This is a genomic window from Janthinobacterium sp. FT14W (assembly GCF_009208755.1).
GTDB classification, from domain to species: Bacteria; Pseudomonadota; Gammaproteobacteria; order Burkholderiales; family Burkholderiaceae_D; genus Janthinobacterium; species Janthinobacterium violaceinigrum.
In genome coordinates, this window is the sequence record NZ_WFLL01000019.1 from 1 (window position 1) to 20803 (window position 20803).

16 protein-coding genes are annotated in these 20803 nt (G+C 65.6%); 5 read left to right on the top strand and 11 right to left on the bottom strand.

Features of this window, described 5'->3' with window-relative positions:
- Window positions 1-385: triphosphoribosyl-dephospho-CoA synthase (locus tag GCN74_RS14355; RefSeq protein ID WP_413541543.1), on the bottom strand; the 385-nt coding region annotated here is incomplete at its 3' end.
- Window positions 386-393: 8 nt separating this feature from the next.
- On the bottom strand, window positions 394-2067 hold the full coding sequence (gene mdcA, locus GCN74_RS14360) for a malonate decarboxylase subunit alpha (protein ID WP_152257308.1): 1674 nt from the start codon (window positions 2065-2067) through the stop codon (window positions 394-396).
- 119 nt (window positions 2068-2186) lie between these two features.
- On the opposite strand from mdcA, the gene GCN74_RS14365 reads away from it, so the two are divergent.
- A complete protein-coding gene (locus GCN74_RS14365) occupies window positions 2187-3107 on the top strand; it encodes a LysR family transcriptional regulator (RefSeq protein ID WP_152257309.1) in 921 nt (306 codons plus the stop codon).
- A gap of 72 nt (window positions 3108-3179) precedes the next feature.
- Here GCN74_RS14365 and GCN74_RS14370 read toward each other — a convergent pair whose 3' ends face one another.
- Genes GCN74_RS14370 through GCN74_RS14380 form a run of 3 tightly spaced genes read right to left on the bottom strand, consistent with a single transcriptional unit; the run spans window position 3180 to window position 8045 of the window.
- Window positions 3180-4997: a glycoside hydrolase family 15 protein gene (locus tag GCN74_RS14370; RefSeq protein ID WP_152257310.1), complete on the bottom strand. Its 1818-nt coding sequence runs from the start codon at window positions 4995-4997 to the stop codon at window positions 3180-3182.
- Window positions 4981-5757, bottom strand: coding sequence for a trehalose-phosphatase (gene otsB, locus GCN74_RS14375; RefSeq protein WP_152257311.1), 777 nt, complete (start codon window positions 5755-5757; stop codon window positions 4981-4983). The genes GCN74_RS14370 and otsB overlap by 17 nt, the downstream gene beginning before the upstream one ends.
- On the bottom strand, window positions 5757-8045 hold the full coding sequence (locus GCN74_RS14380) for an alpha,alpha-trehalose-phosphate synthase (UDP-forming) (protein WP_193317083.1): 2289 nt from the start codon (window positions 8043-8045) through the stop codon (window positions 5757-5759). Before GCN74_RS14380 ends, otsB begins: the two co-directional genes overlap by 1 nt.
- Before the next feature lie 240 nt (window positions 8046-8285).
- Here GCN74_RS14380 and GCN74_RS14385 point away from each other — a divergent pair, with 240 nt between their 5' ends.
- The 3 genes from GCN74_RS14385 to GCN74_RS14395 all read left to right on the top strand — a co-directional run bounded on the left by GCN74_RS14385 (window position 8286) and on the right by GCN74_RS14395 (window position 12047).
- Entirely contained in the window at window positions 8286-9401 is a 1116-nt protein-coding gene (locus GCN74_RS14385) for a mechanosensitive ion channel family protein (protein WP_152257312.1), read from the top strand.
- A 51-nt stretch (window positions 9402-9452) separates the two neighbouring features.
- Window positions 9453-10748, top strand: coding sequence for a cation:proton antiporter (locus tag GCN74_RS14390; RefSeq protein ID WP_152257313.1), 1296 nt, complete (start codon window positions 9453-9455; stop codon window positions 10746-10748).
- A gap of 108 nt (window positions 10749-10856) precedes the next feature.
- Entirely contained in the window at window positions 10857-12047 is a 1191-nt protein-coding gene (locus GCN74_RS14395; protein ID WP_152257314.1) for a serine hydrolase domain-containing protein, read from the top strand.
- An 8-nt stretch (window positions 12048-12055) separates the two neighbouring features.
- On the opposite strand, the gene GCN74_RS14400 is transcribed toward GCN74_RS14395, so the two are convergent.
- From GCN74_RS14400 to GCN74_RS14410, 3 genes are all read right to left on the bottom strand, one after another.
- Window positions 12056-12439 (bottom strand): YkvA family protein, encoded by a 384-nt coding sequence (locus GCN74_RS14400; RefSeq protein WP_226939042.1) that lies wholly within the window; start codon window positions 12437-12439, stop codon window positions 12056-12058.
- 308 nt (window positions 12440-12747) lie between these two features.
- Window positions 12748-12978, bottom strand: coding sequence for a hypothetical protein (locus GCN74_RS14405; protein WP_152257316.1), 231 nt, complete (start codon window positions 12976-12978; stop codon window positions 12748-12750).
- Window positions 12979-13454: 476 nt separating this feature from the next.
- Window positions 13455-13898, bottom strand: coding sequence for an RICIN domain-containing protein (locus GCN74_RS14410; protein ID WP_152257317.1), 444 nt, complete (start codon window positions 13896-13898; stop codon window positions 13455-13457).
- A gap of 369 nt (window positions 13899-14267) precedes the next feature.
- Between GCN74_RS14410 and GCN74_RS14415 the strand changes: the two genes are divergently transcribed.
- The gene (locus GCN74_RS14415; protein WP_152257318.1) at window positions 14268-17663 is read left to right on the top strand and encodes a hypothetical protein; all 3396 of its coding nucleotides are present in this window, start codon (window positions 14268-14270) and stop codon (window positions 17661-17663) included.
- An 18-nt stretch (window positions 17664-17681) separates the two neighbouring features.
- On the opposite strand, the gene GCN74_RS14420 is transcribed toward GCN74_RS14415, so the two are convergent.
- The 3 genes from GCN74_RS14420 to GCN74_RS14430 are packed head-to-tail and all read right to left on the bottom strand — an operon-like array spanning window position 17682 to window position 20783.
- Entirely contained in the window at window positions 17682-18497 is an 816-nt protein-coding gene (locus tag GCN74_RS14420) for a ferritin-like domain-containing protein (RefSeq protein ID WP_152257319.1), read from the bottom strand.
- Between the two features lie 43 nt (window positions 18498-18540).
- The gene (gene dsdC, locus GCN74_RS14425; RefSeq protein WP_226939043.1) at window positions 18541-19446 is read right to left on the bottom strand and encodes a DNA-binding transcriptional regulator DsdC; all 906 of its coding nucleotides are present in this window, start codon (window positions 19444-19446) and stop codon (window positions 18541-18543) included.
- A 17-nt stretch (window positions 19447-19463) separates the two neighbouring features.
- Window positions 19464-20783, bottom strand: a complete 1320-nt coding sequence (locus tag GCN74_RS14430) for a D-serine ammonia-lyase (RefSeq protein WP_152257320.1) — start codon at window positions 20781-20783, stop codon at window positions 19464-19466.
- Between the last annotated feature and the right edge of the window lie 20 nt (window positions 20784-20803).

Below are 20803 nucleotides of genomic sequence, written 5' to 3' on the forward strand. Positions count from 1 at the left end.
CGCCGCGCGCGCCCTGCTGCGCCGCCGCCGTCGCCAGCAGGCCCAGCGCCCAGATGGCGCCCCGGTGCGTGTTCACGCCGTCCGTGGCTGCCAGCATCAGCGCCTCGCCTTCGCGGCCGATGGCGCCGATGCGCTGGCGCAGGGCGTCGTCATCATCGCTGTCCCAGCCCGCCTGCGCCATGGCGGCAAACACGGGCTGCAGCACGCAAGCCGAATGGCACATCAAGGCCCAGTTCAAGTCCGCGTGGGCGCCCCGGCTGCGCAGATCGACGAGGCCCGGTTTCGGCGTCAGGGTCACTTCATCGAGCAGCGCCTGCAGCACCCGCCGCGCCAGCGCAGCAGGACGTACCTGCACCGGCACTGCCGTCATCATTGTGCTCATCATTGTCATCATTACCAGCTCCTGAATTTGGCGGGGGGTTGATACAGGCCGTCGGACCATTCGACCAGGTCGGCGATGCTTTTCGCCGCCAGCAGCGAGCGGCTGGCGGCGCCCCGCTGCACGCCGATATCCTCGGGCAGCGCGATCAGGCCGTCGGCGCGCAGTTTCGCCGTCGTCTTCGGATCGTGGCGCAGGCCGATCGGCGTCACGCCGGCCACGGCCGCCAGCATGGCCTTGCGCTCGTCGAGCGAACGGGCCTTGTACAGGTAGGCGATGCCCTCTTCCGTCAGCACGTGGGTGACGTCGTCGCCATAGATCATCACGGGCGCCAGCGGCATGCCGCTGGCCTGGCCCACGGCCACGGCGTCGAGCGATTCGACGATGGTCGGCTGGCCGCCGTCCTGGAAGGTTTCGACCATCTGCACCACCAGCTTCTTGCCGCGCGCGAGCGGATCGTCCGTCTCGATCAGGTCCAGCCAGGCGGGCGTCGGGTGGCGCCGGCCGTGCGGGTCGTGGCCCATATTGGGCGCGCCGCCGAAGCCGGCCAGGCGGCCGTTGGTGACGGTGGACGAGTTGCCCAGGCCATCCATCTGCAGGGTGGCGCCGATGAACAGGTCGACCGCATACTGGCCGGCCAGCTGGCACAGGGCGCGGTTCGAGCGCATGGAACCGTCGCGGCCCGTGAAAAACACGTCGGGCCGCGCGGCCGCATAGCCTTCCATGCCCAGCTCCGCGCCGAAGCAGTGCACGCTCTCGACCCAGCCCGTCTCGATGGCCGGGATCAGGGTGGGATGGGGATTGAGCACCCAGTTGCGGCAAATCTTGCCCTTCAGGCCCAGCTGCTCGCCGTAGGTGGGCAAAATCAGCTCGATGGCGGCCGTATTGAAGCCGATGCCGTGGTTCAGCGACTGCACCTGGTGTTTTTCATACACGCCGCGGATCGCCATCATGGCCATCAGCACGTGCACGGGCTTGATGACGCGGGGATCGCGGGTAAACAGCGGTTCGATGAAGAAGGGCTTGTCGGACTGCACGACGAAATCGACCCATGAACCGGGCACGTCGACCCGGGGCAAGTCGCTGACGTCGTCGACGATCTGATTCACCTGGGCGATGACGATGCCGTCGCGGAAGGCGGCCGATTCCACCAGAGTGGGCGTGTCTTCCGTGCTGGGGCCCGTGTACAGATTGCCCTGGCGGTCGGCCATGTAGCCGGCCACCATGACGACGTTGGGCGTGAGGTCGACGAACAGGCGCGCATACAGCTCGATATACGTGTGGATGGCGCCCACTTCCAGCAAGCCGTCCTGCAGGAACTGGGCGATGCGCAGGCTTTGCGTGCCGGCAAAGGAAAAATCGAGCTTGCGGGCAATGCCCCGTTCGAACAGGTCCAGGTGCTCGGGCAGGCTGACGCTGGGCATGATCAGGTGCAGATGGTGGATCTTGTCGGGGTTGACCTTGGTCAACATGCGGGCGAGGAAATCGGCCTGCTTCTGGTTATTGCCTTCGAGGACGACGCGGTCGCCCGGCGCAAGCAAGGCTTCGAGCACGGCGACCATGTCGCCCTGTTGCAGCACGGGGCCGCTCGCGTACTGGCGCACGGCGTCGAGGCGGCGGCGCTTCTCCGTGCGCCGCGTGTCCCATTGTTTTTGCCGCTGCGCTGGCGCTGCTGTGGCGGTTGACATCATGCCTCCGGAATGAGCTATCGAAGCCTGACGATAGAACGAAAGCGTCACCGCGACAATCAACCTGCTAGCATGTTCATTACCCTGAAGTTAATGAACTGCCATAAGAGAGACTAGCCATGGCCATCAACGAAGAAATCACCTTGAAGAAGCTGGAAGTGTTTCTCAGCTTTATGGAATTGAACAACCTGGCACGGGTGGCCGATGCGCTGGGCCAGAGCACGGTCAGCGTGCACCGCGCCCTGCACTCGCTGGAAGACGGCTTGCGCTGCCCCCTGTTCAAGCGCGAGGGCCGCAGCCTGATCCCCCTGCATGCGGCCTACACCTTTGCCGAATCGGCGCGGCGCGCGCTGGCCGAGTGCGAGGAAGGCGTGCGCAAGGTGCGCGAAATGTCGGGCATCAACCCCGTGCGCCTGAAGATCGGCTCGCTGTATTCATTGACCCTGCACTGCATCCCGCAGCTGGTAATCGCCCTGAAGCTGCGCCGGCCGGGCCTGGACATCGACCTGACCCTGGGGTCGAACCGCGAACTGCTGCAAAGCCTGGCCGATGGCAGGCTGGACGCCATCATCGTCGGCGTGCAGGAAGACGAGCAGCATGCGGGCCTGGTGGCCGTGCCCCTGTTCCAGGACGACATCTTCCTGGCCGCGCCGCTGGCCTCGCCCTATGCGGGGGCGGCATCGGTGGACTTGCAGCAGCTGCGCGACGACAAATTCGTCACGCTCAACGAGGGTTTCGTCACCTCGCAAAGCTTCAACCACGCATTCGAGCTGGCGGGCTTCGTGCCCGACACGGCCATGCGGGTGGGCGACATCTTCTCGCTGATCAACCTGGTGAGCGGCGGCATCGGCTACAGCCTGCTGCCCGGCCGCGTGCGCGCCTTCAGCTCGCGCATCGAACTGCTGCCGCTGGACGCCCGCTACGGCTCGCACCAGCAGATTACCCTGCTGATGCTGAGCAGCCGCGAGCGCGACCCGAATCTGCTGGCGCTGGCGGCTGAGTGCAGGTTGTATGGGCGCCGCGAGCCTGCTGGCACATGATTACCCCGAACATCGAAAAGGCTGGGGTCGGACCCTGAGGGTCCGACCCCGGAACGTGCCTTGGGGGTGAACTTAAATCGCACTATCCCACGGCGCCGACAACCGCACGGCGCAATTGATCAAGCCCACCATCGAATACGTCTGCGGGAAATTCCCCCACATCTCGCCCGTCACCGGGTGCGTATCTTCCGACAGCAGGCCCAGGTGGTTGCGCGCCATTAACATCGTTTCGAAGATCTTGCGCGCTTCGTCTTTCCTGCCGATGCGGGCCAGGGCGTCGATGCGCCAGAAGGTGCAGATGTTGAACGCCGTTTCCGGTTTGCCGAAGTCGTCGGGCGCTTCGTAGCGGCGCATATAGGGGCCGTCGCACAGCGACGCTTCCAGCGCATCGACGGTGGCGATGAAACGGGGGTCCATGGGGTCGATGAAGTTGACTTCCGCCATCAGCAAGACGGAGGCATCGAGGTCGCGTCCGCCCAGGCTTTCCGCGAAGGCCTGGCGCTCTTCGCTCCATGCTTCGCGCAACAGGCGCTCACGGATCAGCACGGCGCGGCTGTTCCAGTGGTCGGCGCGGTCGTCCAGGCCCAGTTTATACGCGACCTTGGCCAAACGGTCGCAGGCCGCCCAGCTCATCAGCATGGAAGAGGTGTGGACCCTGGCCCGCGTGCGCAGTTCCCACATGCCCGCATCCGGTTCCGCATGCAGGCGGAAGGCCTGGTCGCCCACGGCTTCCAGCGCGGCAAACTCGGCCCGCCCCGCCCGGTGGAACAAACGGTGGTCGAGGAAGGCCTGCGCCGCACCCAGCACGATGTTGCCGTAGACATCGTGCTGGAAGTGTTCCTGTGCCTGATTGCCCACGCGCACGGGGCCGTTGCCCCGGTAGCCGGGCAAGTGGTCGAGCATCGATTCGGGCAGCTGCTCTTCCAGGCCGATGCCGTACAGGGGCTGGATGTGGCCGCCTTTCGAGCGGGCGACGATATTCGTCAGCCAGCGCAGATATTCCTCCATCGTGCCCACTTCCGACAGGCTGTTGAGCGCGCGCACGACAAAGAAGGCGTCGCGCAGCCAGCAATAGCGGTAATCCCAGTTGCGGCTGCTGCCCGGCGCTTCGGGGATGCTGGTGGTCATGGCGGCGATGATGGCGCCCGTGTCCTCATACAGCGACAGTTTTAATGTGATGGCGGCGCGGATGACCACGTCCTGCCATTCCAGCGGCACGGCCAGGCGCCGCGTGTAGGTGCGCCAGTAGTTGATGGTTTCCTTCTCGAAGATGCGCGCCGTCTCGTCGATGCCGCCGGCCAGGGTTTCATCGGGACCCAGCAGGAAGTTGGCCGTGCCGCCCAGCACGAAATACGTTTCGCTCAGTACATAGTTGAGCGATACATCGGTGTTCAGGCGCAAGGTCTGTTCCGGCCCCACATAGCGGATGTGGTGGCTGCCCTGGGTGATCTGCGGCGCCAGCTTGCCCCAGTCGTAGCGGGGACGCAGGCGCACGCGGATGCGCACGGCGTGGTCCAGCGGGCGGACCCGGCGGATCAGCATCAGCGGGCGGAACATGCGGTCGCGGCTGAGGAAGCGGGGGGCGAAATCCGTGATTTCCACGCCGCGCCCCAGCGTGTCGTACAGCCGCGTGCGCAAAACGGCCGTGTTCGGCTCGTAGACTTGCTCGCTGCGGGCGAAGTTTTCGATGTCGATGGCCCAGACGCTGCCGTTTTCAGTGCCGTCCAACAAGCGGTTGAAGACGGGATCGCCATCGAAACGGGGCAGGCAGGACCAGACCACCTGCCCCGCCTGGTCGATCAGGGCGCTGAAGGCGCAATTGCCCACCACGCCGCAGTTGAGGGATGCTTGCGCGGGCGCGCCGCCGGGGGTGTCATGAGTTGTCATCATCTGCTCCTTCAGGGGATACGGAGGCGGCCAGCAGCGCGGCGCGCAAGGCGCCGGGGCTGGCCAGGCGCAGGGTGGCGGCGCTGGGGCCGCTGCCCACTTTCACGCCCTGCCCGCCTGCTTGTTGGACATAGGCAAAGCCTGCCTCGTCGGTGGTGTCGTCGCCCGCAAACACGGGCCGGCGCCCGGCGAACGGGGTTTCCTGCATGAAGGCGGCGATGGCGCCGCCCTTGTCGGTGGCGGCCGGCTTGGCTTCGAGGACCATTTTGCCATGCAATAACAAAATTCCCGGGCACGCTTGCACGGCCGCCGTCATTTCCTGCAAGCACAATTGTTCCAGTTGCGGCGCCAGCCGGTAATGCAGGGCCACGGCGCCCCGCTTCCGTTCCACCAGCAAGCCGGGATAGAGCGCGGCCAGCGCCTGGGCGCGCGCCAGCACGGGCGACAAGTCGGGCGTGGCCGCCACGGTGAACCTGCCGTCGGCGCCGCGCCGCTCCACGCCGTGCACGCCCGCCACCGGCACGACCAGGGGCGCCAGCATGGCGTCGATCTGCGCCACGGGACGCCCGGAAATGAGGGCCAGCGCGCCGCCATGGCGCTCGGCCAGCAGCGCCAGCGCCTCGACCACGCCCGGTTCCAGGCGCACGCCGTCGGGCGTGGACGCCAGGTCGACCAGGGTGCCGTCGAAATCGAGGAAGACGGCCGTCCCGGGCGCACTCAGCAGCTGCAACAGCGCCGCGCCATCGTCAATGAAAGCCGCCATCACATCCCCTTGCGCCGCTTGATGCGGCTGTGGGCGTCGATCTTGGTCATGACCTTGTCGCGCTGGCGCAGACGGGCCGCGTCCAGCAGCATGCGCCCGGCCCAGCGGTAGACGTTGAAATGCTTGACCCTGGCCCGCATGCTTTTCATGCGCTCGCGCTGTTCCACGGGCGGCATCACGAGAGCGCGGTACAGGGCATCCGCGCCCTGTTCGATGTGATACGGGTTGATGATCAGCGCTTCGTGCAATTCGCGCGCCGCGCCCGTGAACTGCGACAGCACCAGCACGCCCATCTCGTCATCGCGTGCGGCAATGAATTCCTTGGCCACCAGGTTCATGCCGTCATGCAAGCTTGTCACCATGCACACTTCCGAGGCGCGGAAATAGCGCTGCAAGTCGTCCTGGCCGTGGTGCTCCGCCTTCAGCAGGATGGGCACGTAGTCGCCGCTGCCGAAACGGCGGTTGATGCGCTCGACCATCTTGCGCACCCTGGCGTCAAAGCTTTGATATTCATCGAGCGAAGCGCGGCTGGGAGCGGCGATCTGCACGAAAGTAAAATGCCCCACCATGCCGGGCTGCTGCTCCAGCATGCGCTCGACGGCCTGGAAGCGCTCGACGATGCCTTTCGTGTAATCGAGGCGGTCGACGCCGATGCCCAGCAAGTGGTCTTGCGCCACGCCCAGTTCGCTGCGGAGCTGCGCGCGGCACGTGGCCACGTCGGGCTGCGCCGGATCGTCCTCGGGCCAGGCGATGGAAATCGGGTAATCCTCGACCTGCGTCATCTCGCCGCCATAGGAAATGACGGACGCTTCCGGCTCGATGCGCGTTTCCAGGTAGCGGTCCACCGTTTCCAGGAAATTCTTGCGGTGGAATGGCGTGTGGAAGCCCAGGATGGTGCTGCCCAGCAAGCCGTCGAGGATTTCCTCGCGCCATGGGCAAATGCCGAACGATTCCGAGTTCGGCCACGGGATATGCCAGAAGGTGATGATCGTCGCCTTCGGCAAGGCTTCGCGCACCATGCGCGGCAGCAAGGCAAAATGGTAATCCTGCACCAGCACGACGGGGTTGTCCGTCTTCGCTTCGGCGATCACGGCGTCGGCAAAACGGCGGTTGACCTTCACATACTGGTCCCAGTCGGACGAGCGGAACACGGGGCGCACGTGGGCGATATGGCACAGCGGCCACATGCCTTCATTGGCGAAGCCATAATAGTAGCCCTGCTCTTCTTCTTGCGTCAGCCACACGCGGCGCAAGGTGTAGCTGGGATTGTCGGGCGGCACGGGCACGTGGTCGAACTTGTCCACCGTCTCGCGGTCGGCGGAACCGGCGCCATGCGCGATCCACGTGCCGGAACAGGCGCGCATCACGGCCTCCACGGCCGTCACCAGGCCGCTGGCGGGCCGCTGCACGGCAATGCCGGCATCCGTTTTCGTGTGGATATACGGCTCGCGGTTCGACACGACCAGCACTTGATCTCCCGCAAGGTCCGCTTCCAGCAAGCCGCGCAGTTTCTCCGGCGTCCAGTCGGATGACCAGCCGTTGTCGCCCTGGCGTTCCAGATGGTATTCCTGCAGCAATTCGCGCAAGTCGCCGATCAGCGGCTGCATTTCCGGCGGCGGCGCGGGCGCGGCGGCGGGCGCCGTGGCGGCGGCCACGGCGCCATTACTCTTCGGCAGCAATTCGCCCCGCAAGATATCTTTCACGGCCGACAGCCAGCCGCGCCAGCTCAGGTGGGCGACGAACACGGTCATCAGGGAAATCAGCACGGCCAGCACGGCCAGGAAGGTAAAGATGAAACGCTTGGTATCCGTATTGCGGCGCTCGACAAAGCTCATGTCCTGCACCAGCACCAGGCGGCCCAGCTGGGTGGCGTCCTGCATGACGGGCGTTTCGCTGAGGTGGACTTGCCCTTGCGGCAGTTGCGCGAGAGATTTGTAGAGGCCGCCCGTGGCGGGCGTGCTCCAGCAGCCGATGGAGGTGGGGTATTGCGCGGACTGGTACAGCAAGTGGCCCGCGTTGTCGCAAAAGCCGATGGCGATCAAACGTTCGTCGCGCGTGGCGCCCTGGAACAGTTCTTTGACGCGCGTGGCGTCCTGCGCGGGCAGGTATTCGGTGAGCGAGGGCCGGAGAGTTCCAGCAAGCAATTCGGCCCGGCTGTCGAGATCGCGCACATACCAGCGCAGGGTAATGTTGTCGAGCAGGGGTACCACAATATAGGCAAACAATCCCAGCACCAGGGCCAGTGGCAGGATGAAGCGCAAGGACATTCGCAGTGATCGTACTATCATCGTTTTCCTTTGCAGACATGAACAACCATTGCAAGTATGGCTATATTTCCATTGCGGCGGCGCCCGTTTGCTTTCCGTATTGAAACGTCAACATGGCATGGCGCAGCGCAGCAATTTCTTCCAGTATCCGCCTTGACGCAGGTCTTATCCGTACGGCAACGCACGCCCCCGTTACGCCATCTGCCCGTAAAATAGCCGCTTCCGACATCCATTTCATTTAAAGACAAGGAGTTTTCGCCTATGGATCTCAGCACGTTCCACTCGCTGATGGGAGGCCCGCTGCGCTCGGCGCTGACCGTGCTCGTTTCCGCCCTGCTCGTCACCCTGGTCGCCATCGGCGTGCACCGGGCCGGCATCGGCTTGCTGAAAAGACTGGCCAATGGCCGCCCGTTCACCACCAACGCCACGCGCGTGGCCTTCCGCGCCAGCCAGCTGTGCGTGATCGTCTTCGGCCTGCGCATGGTGCTGGCCGGCGCGCCCGACGACACGCCGGGCCTCGTTGCCATGTCGCATGTCACCAGCGTGGCGCTGATCATCGCGCTGACCTGGCTGGCCATGCAATGCATCCAGGCCCTGTCCATCACGATTTCCGAAGTCAACCCCGTCGACGTGGCCGACAACCTGCGCGCGCGCCGCCTGATCACGCAGGCCCGCGTGCTCACGCGCAGCGCGCACGCCATCGTCGTCATCCTGGGCCTGGCCTTTGTGCTGCTGACCCTGCCCGGCGCGCGCCAGATCGGCGCCAGCCTGCTCGCTTCGGCCGGCGTGGCGGGCCTGGTGGCCGGTATCGCCGCCCGTCCCGTGCTGGGCAATTTCATTGCTGGGCTGCAGATTGCGTTTTCGCAACCCATCCGCATCGACGACGTGCTGATCGTCAATGGCGAATGGGGCAAGGTCGAGGAAATCAAGGGCACGTATGTGGTCGTGCGCGTGTGGGACGAGCGCCGCCTGATCGTGCCGCTGCAGTGGTTCATTGAAAATCCGTTCGAGAACTGGACGCACAGCTCGTCCACCCTGCTGGGCACGGTGTTCCTGTGGCTCGATTTCAGCATCCCGCTCGACCCGCTGCGCGCAGAGCTGACGCGCATCTGCGAGTCCGCCGCGCAATGGGATGGCCGCGTCTGCACGGTGCAGGCGACGGATTCGAACGAGCGGGCTGTGCGCGTGCGCTTCCTCGTCAGTGCGGCAGATTCGGGCCTGGCTTTCGAGCTGCGCTGCATCGTGCGCGAGCAGATGCTGGCCTTTATCACGGCCCGCTATCCGCACGGCCTGCCCCGTTTGCGCTCCACGCACGACCCCGTCGAGTTGCGCGCCATGCAGGCGCAGAACGACAGCGTGTCGCTGTACAAGGCGTAAAGAAACCGTGCGGCGCGCTGCCCTTGCCGGCGCGCCGCTACAATGGACCGCATGAGCACCACCGCCTGGTTCATCCTGATCGGCTGCCTGATGCTGGCGCGCGGCCTGGGCGCCGACGGCATTGCGCGCCTGCCCTTGACTTCGGCCATCGCTTACCTGGGCGCGGGCCTGCTGCTGGGGCCCATGTTTCTCGGCCTGTTTGCGTTCGACCTGGTGCAGCAAGCACCCCTGCTGGAAACCCTGACGGAAATCGCCGTCCTCATCTCCCTGTTTTCCGCCGGCGTCAAGATGCCCGTGCCGTTCAGCCTGGCGCGCTGGCTGCCGCCGCTGCGCCTGGCGTGGCTGTCGATGGCCCTGTCCGTGGCCCTGGTGGCCGCCTTTGCCTGCCTGGTGCTGGGCCTGCCCCTGGGCGCGGGCGTGCTGCTGGGCGCCATCCTCGCGCCCACCGACCCCGTGCTGGCCACGGACGTGCAGCTGCGCCATGCGGGCGACAGCGAACAATTGCGCTTCATGCTGACCAGCGAAGCGGGCATGAACGATGGCAGCGGCTTTCCTTTCGTCATGCTGGGCCTGGGCTTGCTGGGCCTGCATGAGCTGGGCCCCCATGGCGCCACCTGGCTGTGGCGCGATCTGTTCTGGGCCAGCGGAGCCGCCATCGCCCTGGGCGCGGCCGGCGGCGCGCTGCTGGCGTGGCTGGGCTGGCAGGTACGGGCCAAGGAACCGAAGCATGCGATGCTGGACGACCTGGCTGCCCTGGGCCTGATCGCCTGCGTGTATGGCGTGGCCACCTGGCTGCACGCGTGGGGCTTCCTGGCCGTGTTCTTTGCGGGCGTGGCCCTGCGCCAGACGGAACTGCGGCTGGCCGGCGCGCCCAAGGACCGGCAAGGCTTGCTGCAGGCGCAAGCAAGCCACGCTGTTTCCGCCGCCAGGCCGCACGGCAGCGAGGTGCCGCTGACCGTCAGCGGCGAGTCGCTCGTCTTCAAGGAACACCTGGAACGCCTGTCCGAACTGACCCTGGTGCTGTTGCTGGGCGGCGCCGTCACGGCTGCCGCCTGGAGCTGGCGGGCGTGGAGCGTGGCGCTGTTCCTGCTGCTGGTGGCGCGCCCGGCCAGCGTGATGCTCGGCTTGCTGGCCTCGGGCACCAGCATGCGCCTGCGGGGCCTGGCGGCCTGGTTCGGCGTGCGCGGCATCGGCTCGCTGTACTACCTCAGCTACGCCATCGCGCATGGCTTGCCGCGGGGGCTGGCGCGCGAACTGGCCGACATCACCCTGGTCGTCGTCATCCTTTCCATCGTCGCGCACGGCTTGACGGTCAAGCCCCTGCTGGAACGCTACTGGCGCAAATAAGCACCGGCCGGGCCCGTTTGTCATTGCTACACAGCAATCTTTTGCCAATCAACCCTATGCTGAGCGGAAATATTGTTAAGATAATTAAAAACAGCCAAGAGAGAATCAATGAAACGAAGAAGCGTGCTGGGACTGGGTGTCTCACTGGCCCTGCTGCAAACGGGCTGCGCCACCGATCCGGCCAGGCTGGCGTGGGAAACGGAATTTGACGGCTTCATGCGCGATGGCCTGGCCCGCACGGAAACGCCGGGCATGGGCGTGGCCGTGGTGCGCGGCGAACAGACCATTTTTGCGCGCGGCTATGGCTGGGCAGATATCCAGGCCGGCAAGAAGGCCGACGCCAGCACGGCGTTCCATATCGCCTCAGTCAGCAAGCTCGTCACGGCCACGGCCATCATGATGCTGCTGGAACAGGGCGCCTTCCAGCTAGACGACAAGGTGGCGGCCTATCTGGACTTCCCGCTCATGCATCCGAAGTTCCCCGACGTGCCCATCACCTTTCGCCATCTGCTCAACCACACCTCGGGCATTTCCGATGCCGTGTACGAAAAGACGACGGCGTTTGCCGTGCAGGGCGACCCCCGCCTGCCCCTGCGCGACTTCGTCAAGGGCTATCTGTCGCGCGGCGGCGCCTGGTATGACGCGGATCTGTCGTTTGCCGCCCGGCCCGGCACGGAATGGCGCTACAGCAATGTGGGTATCGCCCTGCTCGGCTATCTGGTGGGCCGCGTGAACCCGGACGGCCTCGACGCCTTTGCGCACGAGCACCTGTTCGAACCGCTGGGCATGGACAGCACGGCCTGGAACCTGGCCGGCTTGCCGCGGCGCGCCGTCGTCGCCCAGCCGTATGCGCACAGGGAGCCGGGCCTGCAAGTGCTGCCGCCCGTCGGCTATCCGGACTGGCCGGCGGGACTGCTGCGCAGCTCGGCGCATGACTTTGCCCGTTTCCTGGCCATCTTCAGCAATGGCGGCCGGGTCGATGGCCGCCGCTATTTGCAAGATGCCACCCTGCAATCATTTTTTGCCCCGCAAGCGGCCCCCGTCGTGCCTGCCGATTCGTCCGTGCGCCAGGCCCTGGCCTGGCAGCTGCGCGACGTGGACGGCAGGACCCTGGCCACGCACAGCGGCGGCGACCCGGGCGCCGCCTCCGTCGTCTGCGTCGACCGCGCCAGCAGGACAGCCGTGCTGGCCTTTGCCAACGTCAGCGCCGACAAGGAATTTCGTTCATTCCAGAAAGAAGTCGTGCAGCGCCTGCTCGCGCATGGCGGCAGCGGCGCGCCCGCTGCCAAAAAGGCCTAGGCGAAGGCCTAGGCGCCGAACCAGCCGCGCAGCTTGTCGGCGGCCCGTTCCTTGACGTCGGCCGTGATGTAGGTGGCGACCGTGGCGACGGCCGCCGCCAGCACGGCCAGGTCGTCCGCATAGCCGACCACGGGCGTGATGTCGGGAATCGCATCGATGGGCGAAATGAAGTAGCCGAGCGCGCCATAAATCGCCGTCTTGGCCCACAGCGGGGTATTCGGCTGCTGCGCCGCGTAGTACAGCCACAGGGCTTTCTCGATGACTTCGCGCCCCGCCGTCCTGGCGAACTTGACGACCTTGTCCCAGAAACTGTCATCCGTGTATTTTTTCTCATACTGCTTGTCGGCCTGGGGGGCGTGGTCTTCTTCCAGATTCCTTTTTCTGCCAAACATCTGCTGCTCCTGTCTGCCGCGCACGGCGTTACGAATGCGCACCTTAGCATAACGGCGCGCCGGACGCGCGGCGGGCAAGGTAAGCGATCGCCATGCAAATCTCCGCCACCAGAACGGCATCGCCCGCCTGGGCAAGCCCGGCAAGTTCCGCTACCCGGCCGTGCTGGAATCGTATCTGGGCGGCAGTTTATTGGAAGGCATGCGCGCGCGGGCGCGGCAGCAGTTACAGGAGGACTTGCCGGCGCTGGCGCCGGAGGAAGCGGCCGTGCTGACCTTGCTGCAGCAGCGCCTGCAAGGCGCCGCGCCCATCAAGCCTGGCGCCCCGGCTGGGGCTGGCACCGGGCCGACAGCTTGAAGGCATCGCTGTTACACAGCGGCATGCTCTGATGGCCCGCATCGCGCGCCACGGGCGCCGGTGCGCCATCGACGGGCTGCGTGTCGCCGAGCTTGACGAAGGTGGCGGCCAGGGTCGAGAGCGTAAACAGGCAGATCAGCAGGAATGGCTTGTTCAAGTAAATGGACTGGCCTGGCTTTTGCATCGCATACTCCGTCGGACTGGTTGGCTGTTGCAGCATGAATACGATCATCGCGTGTTTCCGCAAGGCATACAATCAGACAGTTTCGACAAGATGGGTAGGACGGCGCTGACAAACACAGCCATGCATCAGCTTGCGCGCACTGACAAAAATTAGAAATGCAGCAGGCATCCGGAGATTATCCGGGATTGGCGCCCGCGACTATTCCTGCCGATATAAAAATCGGCAACACATAAAACAGGAAAAATTAAATATAATCGCCTTTATTTTCAATTCCTCCAAAAAAAAATGATCAGCAATACAGATGAAATAGCGCGATGCAATTGCATGCCCGCCCTCGCATAATATGAAGGGAATAAATCGCCCCCCTTTAAAACAGACGCGGCGATTTATTTTTTAACATGTCAGCATGCAAGCATGCGCCAGCGGCGCGGGACCAAGGCGCAGGCGCAAGGGGACTGGCTGCTGCCGCCCGATGCTTAGGCCGCTTCAAGCATGGCCTTCAGGGCAGGCACGCCAAGGCAACTCCATTTCTGGTTCTGGCCGCCGTTGTATGGCCAAACGAGGATGGGATTGCCGGGCGTGGCATTGTTGTTGGCGTTGTCCAGCACCATTTGCGGGTACTGCACGTTCGAGATGTTCGGCGCGCGGCCCACCCAATTCCACAACTGGCTGGTGCGGCCCAGGACCATCGAGGCAACGATCACCTGGCCCTGCTGGCCGTCGTAGCCCTGCACGTCGAGGCACAGGCTGGGATTCGATGCCAGGGTGATGTAGCCGGAGTTCGGGTCCATATTCCATTGCGAATTCGTGCCGCCGATACCGGAAAGAACTTGCAGGGTAACGGGCGAACCCGCCGCCGCACTATTCACACCGATACACAGATTCGTATTTTGCAGGCTTTGGATTACATATGCAGTCATGCTATATCTCCAATTGAGTTTTCGACGTTAATATATCGGGCTGGCAGCAAGATATATTAGCGGAGCTGTTTTGCAGCAGAGTCAGTATGGACCCATTTTTTTGATTTATTATCACGCTTTGTCACTTTAAAACATATATATTGATGAGCTAAAATTAATTAAATTCATTAATTAAAAACGATAGATCACCAGCCGCGCGAACGGCCAGACCCGGCGCCGGGGCAAGATTGTCGGCATATTTGACAGTACGCCTGGCAGCAAGGGGGCCGGTGCGTCCAAGTCATTGTTTTGCAAGCGATAAATTTTCAGGAATGCTTCCTGCTTGGCCCGTTGCCAGGACCGCGCGGCGGCCCGCACCGGGGAGCGATCATGACGCGGATCCAACGGCATATCACACAAACACTGCTATCGCTGCTGGGCCTCATGCTGTGCATGATGTCCGCCGCGCATGCTGCCACCATCGGCTACACGGCAACCGCGCTGGGCGGCACGCAGTGGCGCTACGACTATACCGTCAGCAATACCACGTTGACCGCTCCCATCAGGGAATTCACGCTGTTCTTCGGCGTGGGCCAGTACGCCAAGCTGCACAACGTTTCCACGGCGCCGGGCTGGGACGTGCTGCAGGTACAGCCCGACGCGGCCATTCCCGCCAGCGGCTACCTCGATGCGCTGGCGCTGGCCGGCGGCATCGCCCCCGGTGCCACGGCCACGGGCTTTTCCATCACCTTCGATTACCTGGGCGCGGGCAGCCCCGGCGCCCAGCCGTTTTCCATCGTCGACCCCGTCTCCTTCATCGAGCTCGAGACGGGACTCACGCAGCCGGCCGCCATCGCCCTGCCCTCCACGCCATGGCTGCTGCTGGCCGGCATGCTGGGCCTGGCCTGCCTGCGGCGGCGCCAGCTGGCTGCCGCTGCGCTGGCCGCCGCGCTGGCGCAGGGCCTGTGCGCGTGCGGCGGACCGAACGATCCCACGCAGCCGCCCACGCCAAAAATCATGCTGGCTGCCGCGCCCGCCAGCGTCCAGGCGGCCGGGGACTTCGAAGTGACCTCGCTGGAAAAAGTGGCCGAACAGCGCGTCAGCCGCACGGCCTGGGACTACACCTACCGCGTGCACATCCGCAACAACAGCAGCGCGGCGGCCAGCAATGTACGGGCCGTGCTGGCCAGCGTGCCCGAAGGCAGCACCATCATCGATGGCGACGTGCTGGCCGGCAGCATCGACGCGGGCGCCACCGTCACGCCCGACGACACCATCATCTTGCGCATCGAGCGCGACATCGCCTTCCAGAGCGGGGCACTGGCGTGGACCTTCAGCGCCAACGCCAGCATCGAGCTCGATCCCGTGCGGCCCGCGCAGGTGGTCGTGCTGTCGCTGGCCGAGCTGGGTTTTACGGACGGCGCCGACGGCGTCAAGGCCAGCGGCGCCGTCACGGACGTGCTGCTGCAGGACGCCAGCCTGCGCTTTTCCACGCCCGGCGACACGGGCACGGACCAGCACGCACAGTTTTTTCTCAGCAAGGGCAACAGCGTCACCACCCTGAACTTGCTGATCCAGACGGAACTGCCCACGGCCGTGGAAACCTATGTGGAGCCGGACGACGACGGCAACGTGCCCGCCGCGGCGCCCGTGCTGGCCATCACGGGGCTGGGGCCGAACAACCGCCTGCGGCCGGCCGCCCTGGAATTCCGCCTGGTGGGCGCCGCCCCCACGACCCTGCAGGACGACAGCGACGGCCTGCTGTCGATGCCGGGCGGCGCCTCAGTCAGCCTCAAGCAGTATTGGGTCTACGATGCGGCCAGCAACAGTTTCCGCATCAGCGCCGCCGCCATGCAGCAGATGCTCGTGCTCCTGCCCAACGGCGTCTACGAGATAAACCTCAATTTCGTTTCGCGGGACGGCGAATTTACGGCCAGCTATACCTTGATCGCCATCAAGTCCGGTGCCGTGCTGCAAGGCCAGCTGCGCACGCCCGCAGGCGGCAACGCCACTGGGCTGGCGGGCAAGAAAATGCTGTTGACCGGCTATAACAGCCACCAGCGCCAGGTGGCCGTGGTCGACGCCACGGGCGCCTTCCATTTCGATGGCGTGCTGCCCGATACCTACCAGCTGACCTTGAACGACCTCGTCCACCCGGGCGTGGTCAGCGTCAGCACCGCCGTCTTCGACAACAGCACCACCATCAACGTGGCCATCGTCTATCCATACGGCCCCGGCCTGGCCCAGCGCGCCGCGCCGCAAGGCTACGTGGCCGCCACGGTCACGCAGGATGGCGCCGGTCCGCCCGCGCGCGCCGAGGCAGCCGCGCCCCGTGCCGTGCCGGACGTGACGCCGCAGGATGACGAGGGCAGCAAGGAATTCACGGCCACGGCGGCCGCGCAAAACCAGACCGTCAGCGTACCCGTCAGCTACACGGTGCCGAAAGGCACGAAAAACGTGGGCGTGAAAATCACCGTCAGGACGGCCGAGTACCCCGTCTACACGACGGCGCAAAGCCAGTACAACGATACCTGGTCCTACTCCGTCACCGGTTTGCCCGGGGTCAACCTGGCCGCCGCCGGCGCCGTCAACCAGAGCCACTACACGCAGGGCACGATCGTCAAGACGGATTGCGTCGACGTCAGCAAGCAAACAAAGGATGGGGCGCTGACCCTGGGCGGCAACGTCAGCGCGACGAATATCGGCGACAGCTTCCTGCCCACCGTGACGACGGTGGAACTGAGCCTCGTGTGCAAGGGTTTGAAGGTGACGCAGGCGAAATTCCTCTCGCCGAACAAGGCCGGCCACCCCGTGCTGCAGCCAATCAAGCTGACGGGCAATTTGCCGGGACCGTATGTATCCGTGTCGCAAGGCGCGACCACGGCCACCCATACCTTGCCGCTGGAACTGCACTACACGCCGACGGCGGCGACGATCACGGAAGTCAACATCGGCATGTCGGCCGGCGGCGGCGATCCCGCCTTCAGCACGGTGAATCTATTGTCTCAGGTCAATACCAAGAGCCCCGGCAAGGTGAAATTTCCCAGCCTGGTGCTGCCCGTCTTCGCCGGTGACAAGCTCGACAAGAAGGCCGTCGTCACGGTGCGCCTGAAGGGCCGCATCGACAATACCGATGCCAGCTCCGACCCGGCCGAAGGGGGGCAAGTGGAATTGAAGGGCGACACGGCCTACATTCCCCTGTACCTGGCCAACAATGACGCGGCGCTGGCGGCGCGGCGCTACGGCACGCGCGATGCGGGCGGCGATTCGTGGGCCACGCGCCTGGCCATCGCCTGGCTGGCGGGCAATGCCTACCGCTTCGACGACATCAGCGGCCAGCACGTGACGCAGACGGCGGCGGGCCGCTCCATCCTCGGCCACAGCGGCCACAGCGACGGCCAGCAGATCGACTTGCGCTACGCGGACGGCACGGGCGGCTACACGGATGCGCTGGGCGGCCAGGGCAATGGCGCCGCCATCAAGAAGCTGATCGCCGACGCGAAGGCGGAAGTGCTGGCCAACCCGCCGCAAAAGCCCAGGCTGGCGGCCTTGGTGGCCTGGATCGCGGCCAACCGGGCCATGCTGGCCCAGGAAGCGTTGCCGGCCAGGACGCGCGTCGTCTACATCGGTCCCAGCTTCGTCAAGCTGGCCCTCGTCGACGGGCGCTTTTCCGCCGATCCGGCCGACAAGATCCCCGGCGCGGGCGCCTGGCTCAAGCCGATGAAAGTCCATATCGAAAAAGGACACCTGAGCCACTGGCACATCAGCCTGACGGCCCATCCGTGAACGGATGCCGCGATGGCGTCAGGCCGGCAAGTCGGACAGTTCCAGCTCCGAAAACCCGGCCCGGCGCCGCGCTTCCAGGTTGAACGGGCCGCGCAGGGTGGGCGCTTCGTAGCGCAGCGCCAGTTCCGCATACGTGGCGCGCAATTCCAGGCCCCTTTGCTCGCACAGGTAGCCGTACCAGCGGTTGCCGATTTCCACGTGCCCCACTTCATCGCGCAGGATGATGTCGAGGATGGCGGCGGCGGCCATGTCGCCCGCCTGCGCCAGCTTGGCGCGCAGCGGGGGAATCGCATCGAGTCCCCGCGCTTCCAGCGTGCGCGGCACCAGCGCCATGCGCGCCAGCACGTCGCCGCGCGTCTTGTCGACCATTTCCCACAGGCTGTCGTGGCCGGGAAAGTCGCCATACGTGTGGCCGAGCACCTGCAGGTGGGCCTGCAGCATGGCAAAGTGCGTGGCTTCCTCTTGCGCCACGCGCAGCCAGTCCGTGTAGTATTCAAAGGGCAGGTCCGGGAAGCGCCACAGGGCGTCGAGGGCCAGATTCATGGCGTTGAATTCGATATGCGCGAGCGCGTGCACCAGCATGGCGCGCCCTTCCGGCGTGATCATCGAGCGCCGTCCCACCAGGCGCGGCGGCACCAGTTCCGGACGCTCGGGACGGCCCGGCACAGGGCCCGCCGGCGCCAGCGGCGCCCGCGCGTCGAGCCGCAATGGCGCGCAGGCCATGGCCGCCACCATCGCCCCCTTGGTGGCCGGGTCCCGCTCCAGCAGGCAGGCCAGCGCATACGCGCGCAGCTCGGACGGCGCGGCGGGAGTCAGTGGAGATGATGCGTGCATGGTGCTTCCTTCGTGCGCGTTCTTGAACAAGGGGCGCAGTGTATCAAATTGCCTGCCCCAGCAGCCAGTCCAGCAGCGCCTGCACTCTGGCCGGCAGCGCGGCGCGCGCGCCGTGCACGAGGTAATACGCCTGCGGGCTGGCCAGGTCAAAGCCGCCGAACGGCAAGAGCAGCTGGCCGCTGTCCAGCCACGGCTGCACCAGCCGGCGCCGGCCCATGGCCACGCCCGCGTGGTGGATGGCCGCCTGCGCGCACAGGTCGGCGCGGTCGAAGCGCAGGCTGCGCGCGGGCAGGCTCACCTCCGGCGCCTGCGCGTCCAGCCACAGCCGCCACTCGGCGTCGGGCGCGCAGGCGGGCCAGGCCAGGGTATCGTGCAGCACCGTCGCGCCTGACAAATTGTGCGGCGCATCCAGCAAGCCATGCTCGCGCGCATAGTCCGGACTGCAGACGGGCGCCAGCCATTCATCCATCAGCTTGCGCGCCGCCAGGCCGGGAAAGCTGCCGTCGCCGTAATGCAGCGCCAGGTCCACCTGGCCGGCGCGACAGTCCACGCTGTCATTGCCAACGCGCAAATCAATCGACAAATCCGGATACTGCGCCGCAAACCCGGCCAGGCGCGGCACCAGCCAGCACTGGGCGATGGACGGACGCGCATGCACGGTGATGCTGCCCGCCAGCGCGTCGCCGCCGGCAATGGCCGCGTGCAGGCCGTCCCAGCCCGTTTGCAGGGCGGCGAAGATGCGTGCGCCGTCGGGTGTCAGTCTGACTTGCCGCGTCAGGCGCTCGAACAAGCGCAGACCCAGGCCCGCTTCCAGGCGCGCGATGCGGTGGCTGACGGCGCTGGGCGTGAGCGCCAGTTCCTGCGCGGCCAGCGCGAAACTGGCGTGGCGCGCCGCCACGAGAAACGTGTGCAGGTTGGCGAACTGGCTGGCCGTAAGCCTGACCGACATGGGCACGCCGGATGGCATCACGCGGCTCCGGCCGCCAGCAGGGCGCGGCCCCGCGCCACGTAGGCGGCCATTTCCTCTTGCGGCACCATGCTGCCGCCCGTGCCCCACACCAGGTGCGTGGCCCGCGGCAGATTCTGCTGATACTGGGGTGCCGCCAGCACGGGAGGAATGCCCGCGAAACCGGCCACGGCCGACGGCTCCAGGCGCAGTCCTTGCGTCTGTTCAAGTGTCGCCAGCAAGCGGTACAGCTCTTCATCCGTCACGGTGGCGTAGCCGTCGATCAGCCGCTGCATGGCGCGCCCCACGAAACCGGACGGGCGTCCCACGGCAAGGCCATCGGCGGCCGTGACATTGTCGATGCCGATCTCCTGCACGCTGATCTGCTCGTGCAAGCCCGTATGCACGCCCAGCAGCATGCATGGCGAATGGGTCGGTTCGACGAACACGCAGTGGACGCAATCGCCAAACGCCAGCTTCAGGCCGAAGGCCACGCCGCCGGGGCCGCCGCCCACGCCGCAGGGCAAGTACACGAACAGGGGGTGATCCGCATCGACGGGGACGCCCGCCGCTTCGAACTGTTGTTTCAGACGCTGGCCCGCCACCGCGTAGCCGAGAAACAGATCGTGCGAGTTTTCATCGTCGACGAAGTGGCAGGCGGGGTCGCCCTCCGCCTGTTTGCGCCCCGCCTCCACGGCCACGCTGTAGTCGGTCGCATATTCCACCACCGTGACGCCATGCGCGCGCAATTTGTCCTTCTTCCACTGGCGCGCGTCAGCCGACATGTGCACGGTGGCGCGAAATCCCAGGCGCGCGCTCATGATGCCGATCGACAGGCCCAGGTTGCCCGTGGAGCCGACGGCGATCGCATACTGGCCGAAGAACGCCCGCACGGCGTCGCTGGCCAGCACGCTGTAATCGTCGCCCTCCTTCAGCAGGCCCGCATCGAGCGCCAGCATTTCCGCGTGTTTCAGCACTTCATAGATGCCGCCGCGCGCCTTGATCGAGCCGGAAATGGGCAAATGGCTATCCTGCTTGAGCCACAGCTGGCCGCTGGTCATGCCCAGCGCCGCCTGCATGGCGGGCAGCGGCACGACGGGCGACTCGATGATGCCGCCGCTGGCCTGCGTTTGCGGAAAAGCCTGGGCCAGGTAGGGCGCGAAACGCGCCAGGCGCGCGCTGGCCTGCGCCACATCGTCGGCCGTCAAGCCCACATCGTCCAAGCCTTCGGCGGCCGGCGCGATGCGGGGGTTGAACCAGCTCATGGGCTGCAAGGCCATCAATTCTGTAATCAGGGGAAATTGCTCGCGCAAGGCGGCGATGGCGGGAGTGGGCAACATGGCTAGCTCGTGAAGGAACA

What these genes read in the sequence shown, in the direction of transcription:
- mdcA (WP_152257308.1), bottom strand. Translation starts at nt 2,067, where the DNA reads ATGTCAACCGCCACAGCAGCGCCAGCGCAGCGGCAAAAACAATGGGAC.
- GCN74_RS14365 (WP_152257309.1), top strand. Translation starts at nt 2,187, where the DNA reads ATGGCCATCAACGAAGAAATCACCTTGAAGAAGCTGGAAGTGTTTCTC.
- GCN74_RS14370 (WP_152257310.1), bottom strand. Translation starts at nt 4,997, where the DNA reads ATGATGACAACTCATGACACCCCCGGCGGCGCGCCCGCGCAAGCATCC.
- otsB (WP_152257311.1), bottom strand. Translation starts at nt 5,757, where the DNA reads ATGGCGGCTTTCATTGACGATGGCGCGGCGCTGTTGCAGCTGCTGAGT.
- GCN74_RS14380 (WP_193317083.1), bottom strand. Translation starts at nt 8,045, where the DNA reads ATGATAGTACGATCACTGCGAATGTCCTTGCGCTTCATCCTGCCACTG.
- GCN74_RS14385 (WP_152257312.1), top strand. Translation starts at nt 8,286, where the DNA reads ATGGATCTCAGCACGTTCCACTCGCTGATGGGAGGCCCGCTGCGCTCG.
- GCN74_RS14390 (WP_152257313.1), top strand. Translation starts at nt 9,453, where the DNA reads ATGAGCACCACCGCCTGGTTCATCCTGATCGGCTGCCTGATGCTGGCG.
- GCN74_RS14395 (WP_152257314.1), top strand. Translation starts at nt 10,857, where the DNA reads ATGAAACGAAGAAGCGTGCTGGGACTGGGTGTCTCACTGGCCCTGCTG.
- GCN74_RS14400 (WP_226939042.1), bottom strand. Translation starts at nt 12,439, where the DNA reads ATGTTTGGCAGAAAAAGGAATCTGGAAGAAGACCACGCCCCCCAGGCC.
- GCN74_RS14405 (WP_152257316.1), bottom strand. Translation starts at nt 12,978, where the DNA reads ATGCAAAAGCCAGGCCAGTCCATTTACTTGAACAAGCCATTCCTGCTG.
- GCN74_RS14410 (WP_152257317.1), bottom strand. Translation starts at nt 13,898, where the DNA reads ATGACTGCATATGTAATCCAAAGCCTGCAAAATACGAATCTGTGTATC.
- GCN74_RS14415 (WP_152257318.1), top strand. Translation starts at nt 14,268, where the DNA reads ATGACGCGGATCCAACGGCATATCACACAAACACTGCTATCGCTGCTG.
- GCN74_RS14420 (WP_152257319.1), bottom strand. Translation starts at nt 18,497, where the DNA reads ATGCACGCATCATCTCCACTGACTCCCGCCGCGCCGTCCGAGCTGCGC.
- dsdC (WP_226939043.1), bottom strand. Translation starts at nt 19,446, where the DNA reads ATGTCGGTCAGGCTTACGGCCAGCCAGTTCGCCAACCTGCACACGTTT.
- GCN74_RS14430 (WP_152257320.1), bottom strand. Translation starts at nt 20,783, where the DNA reads ATGTTGCCCACTCCCGCCATCGCCGCCTTGCGCGAGCAATTTCCCCTG.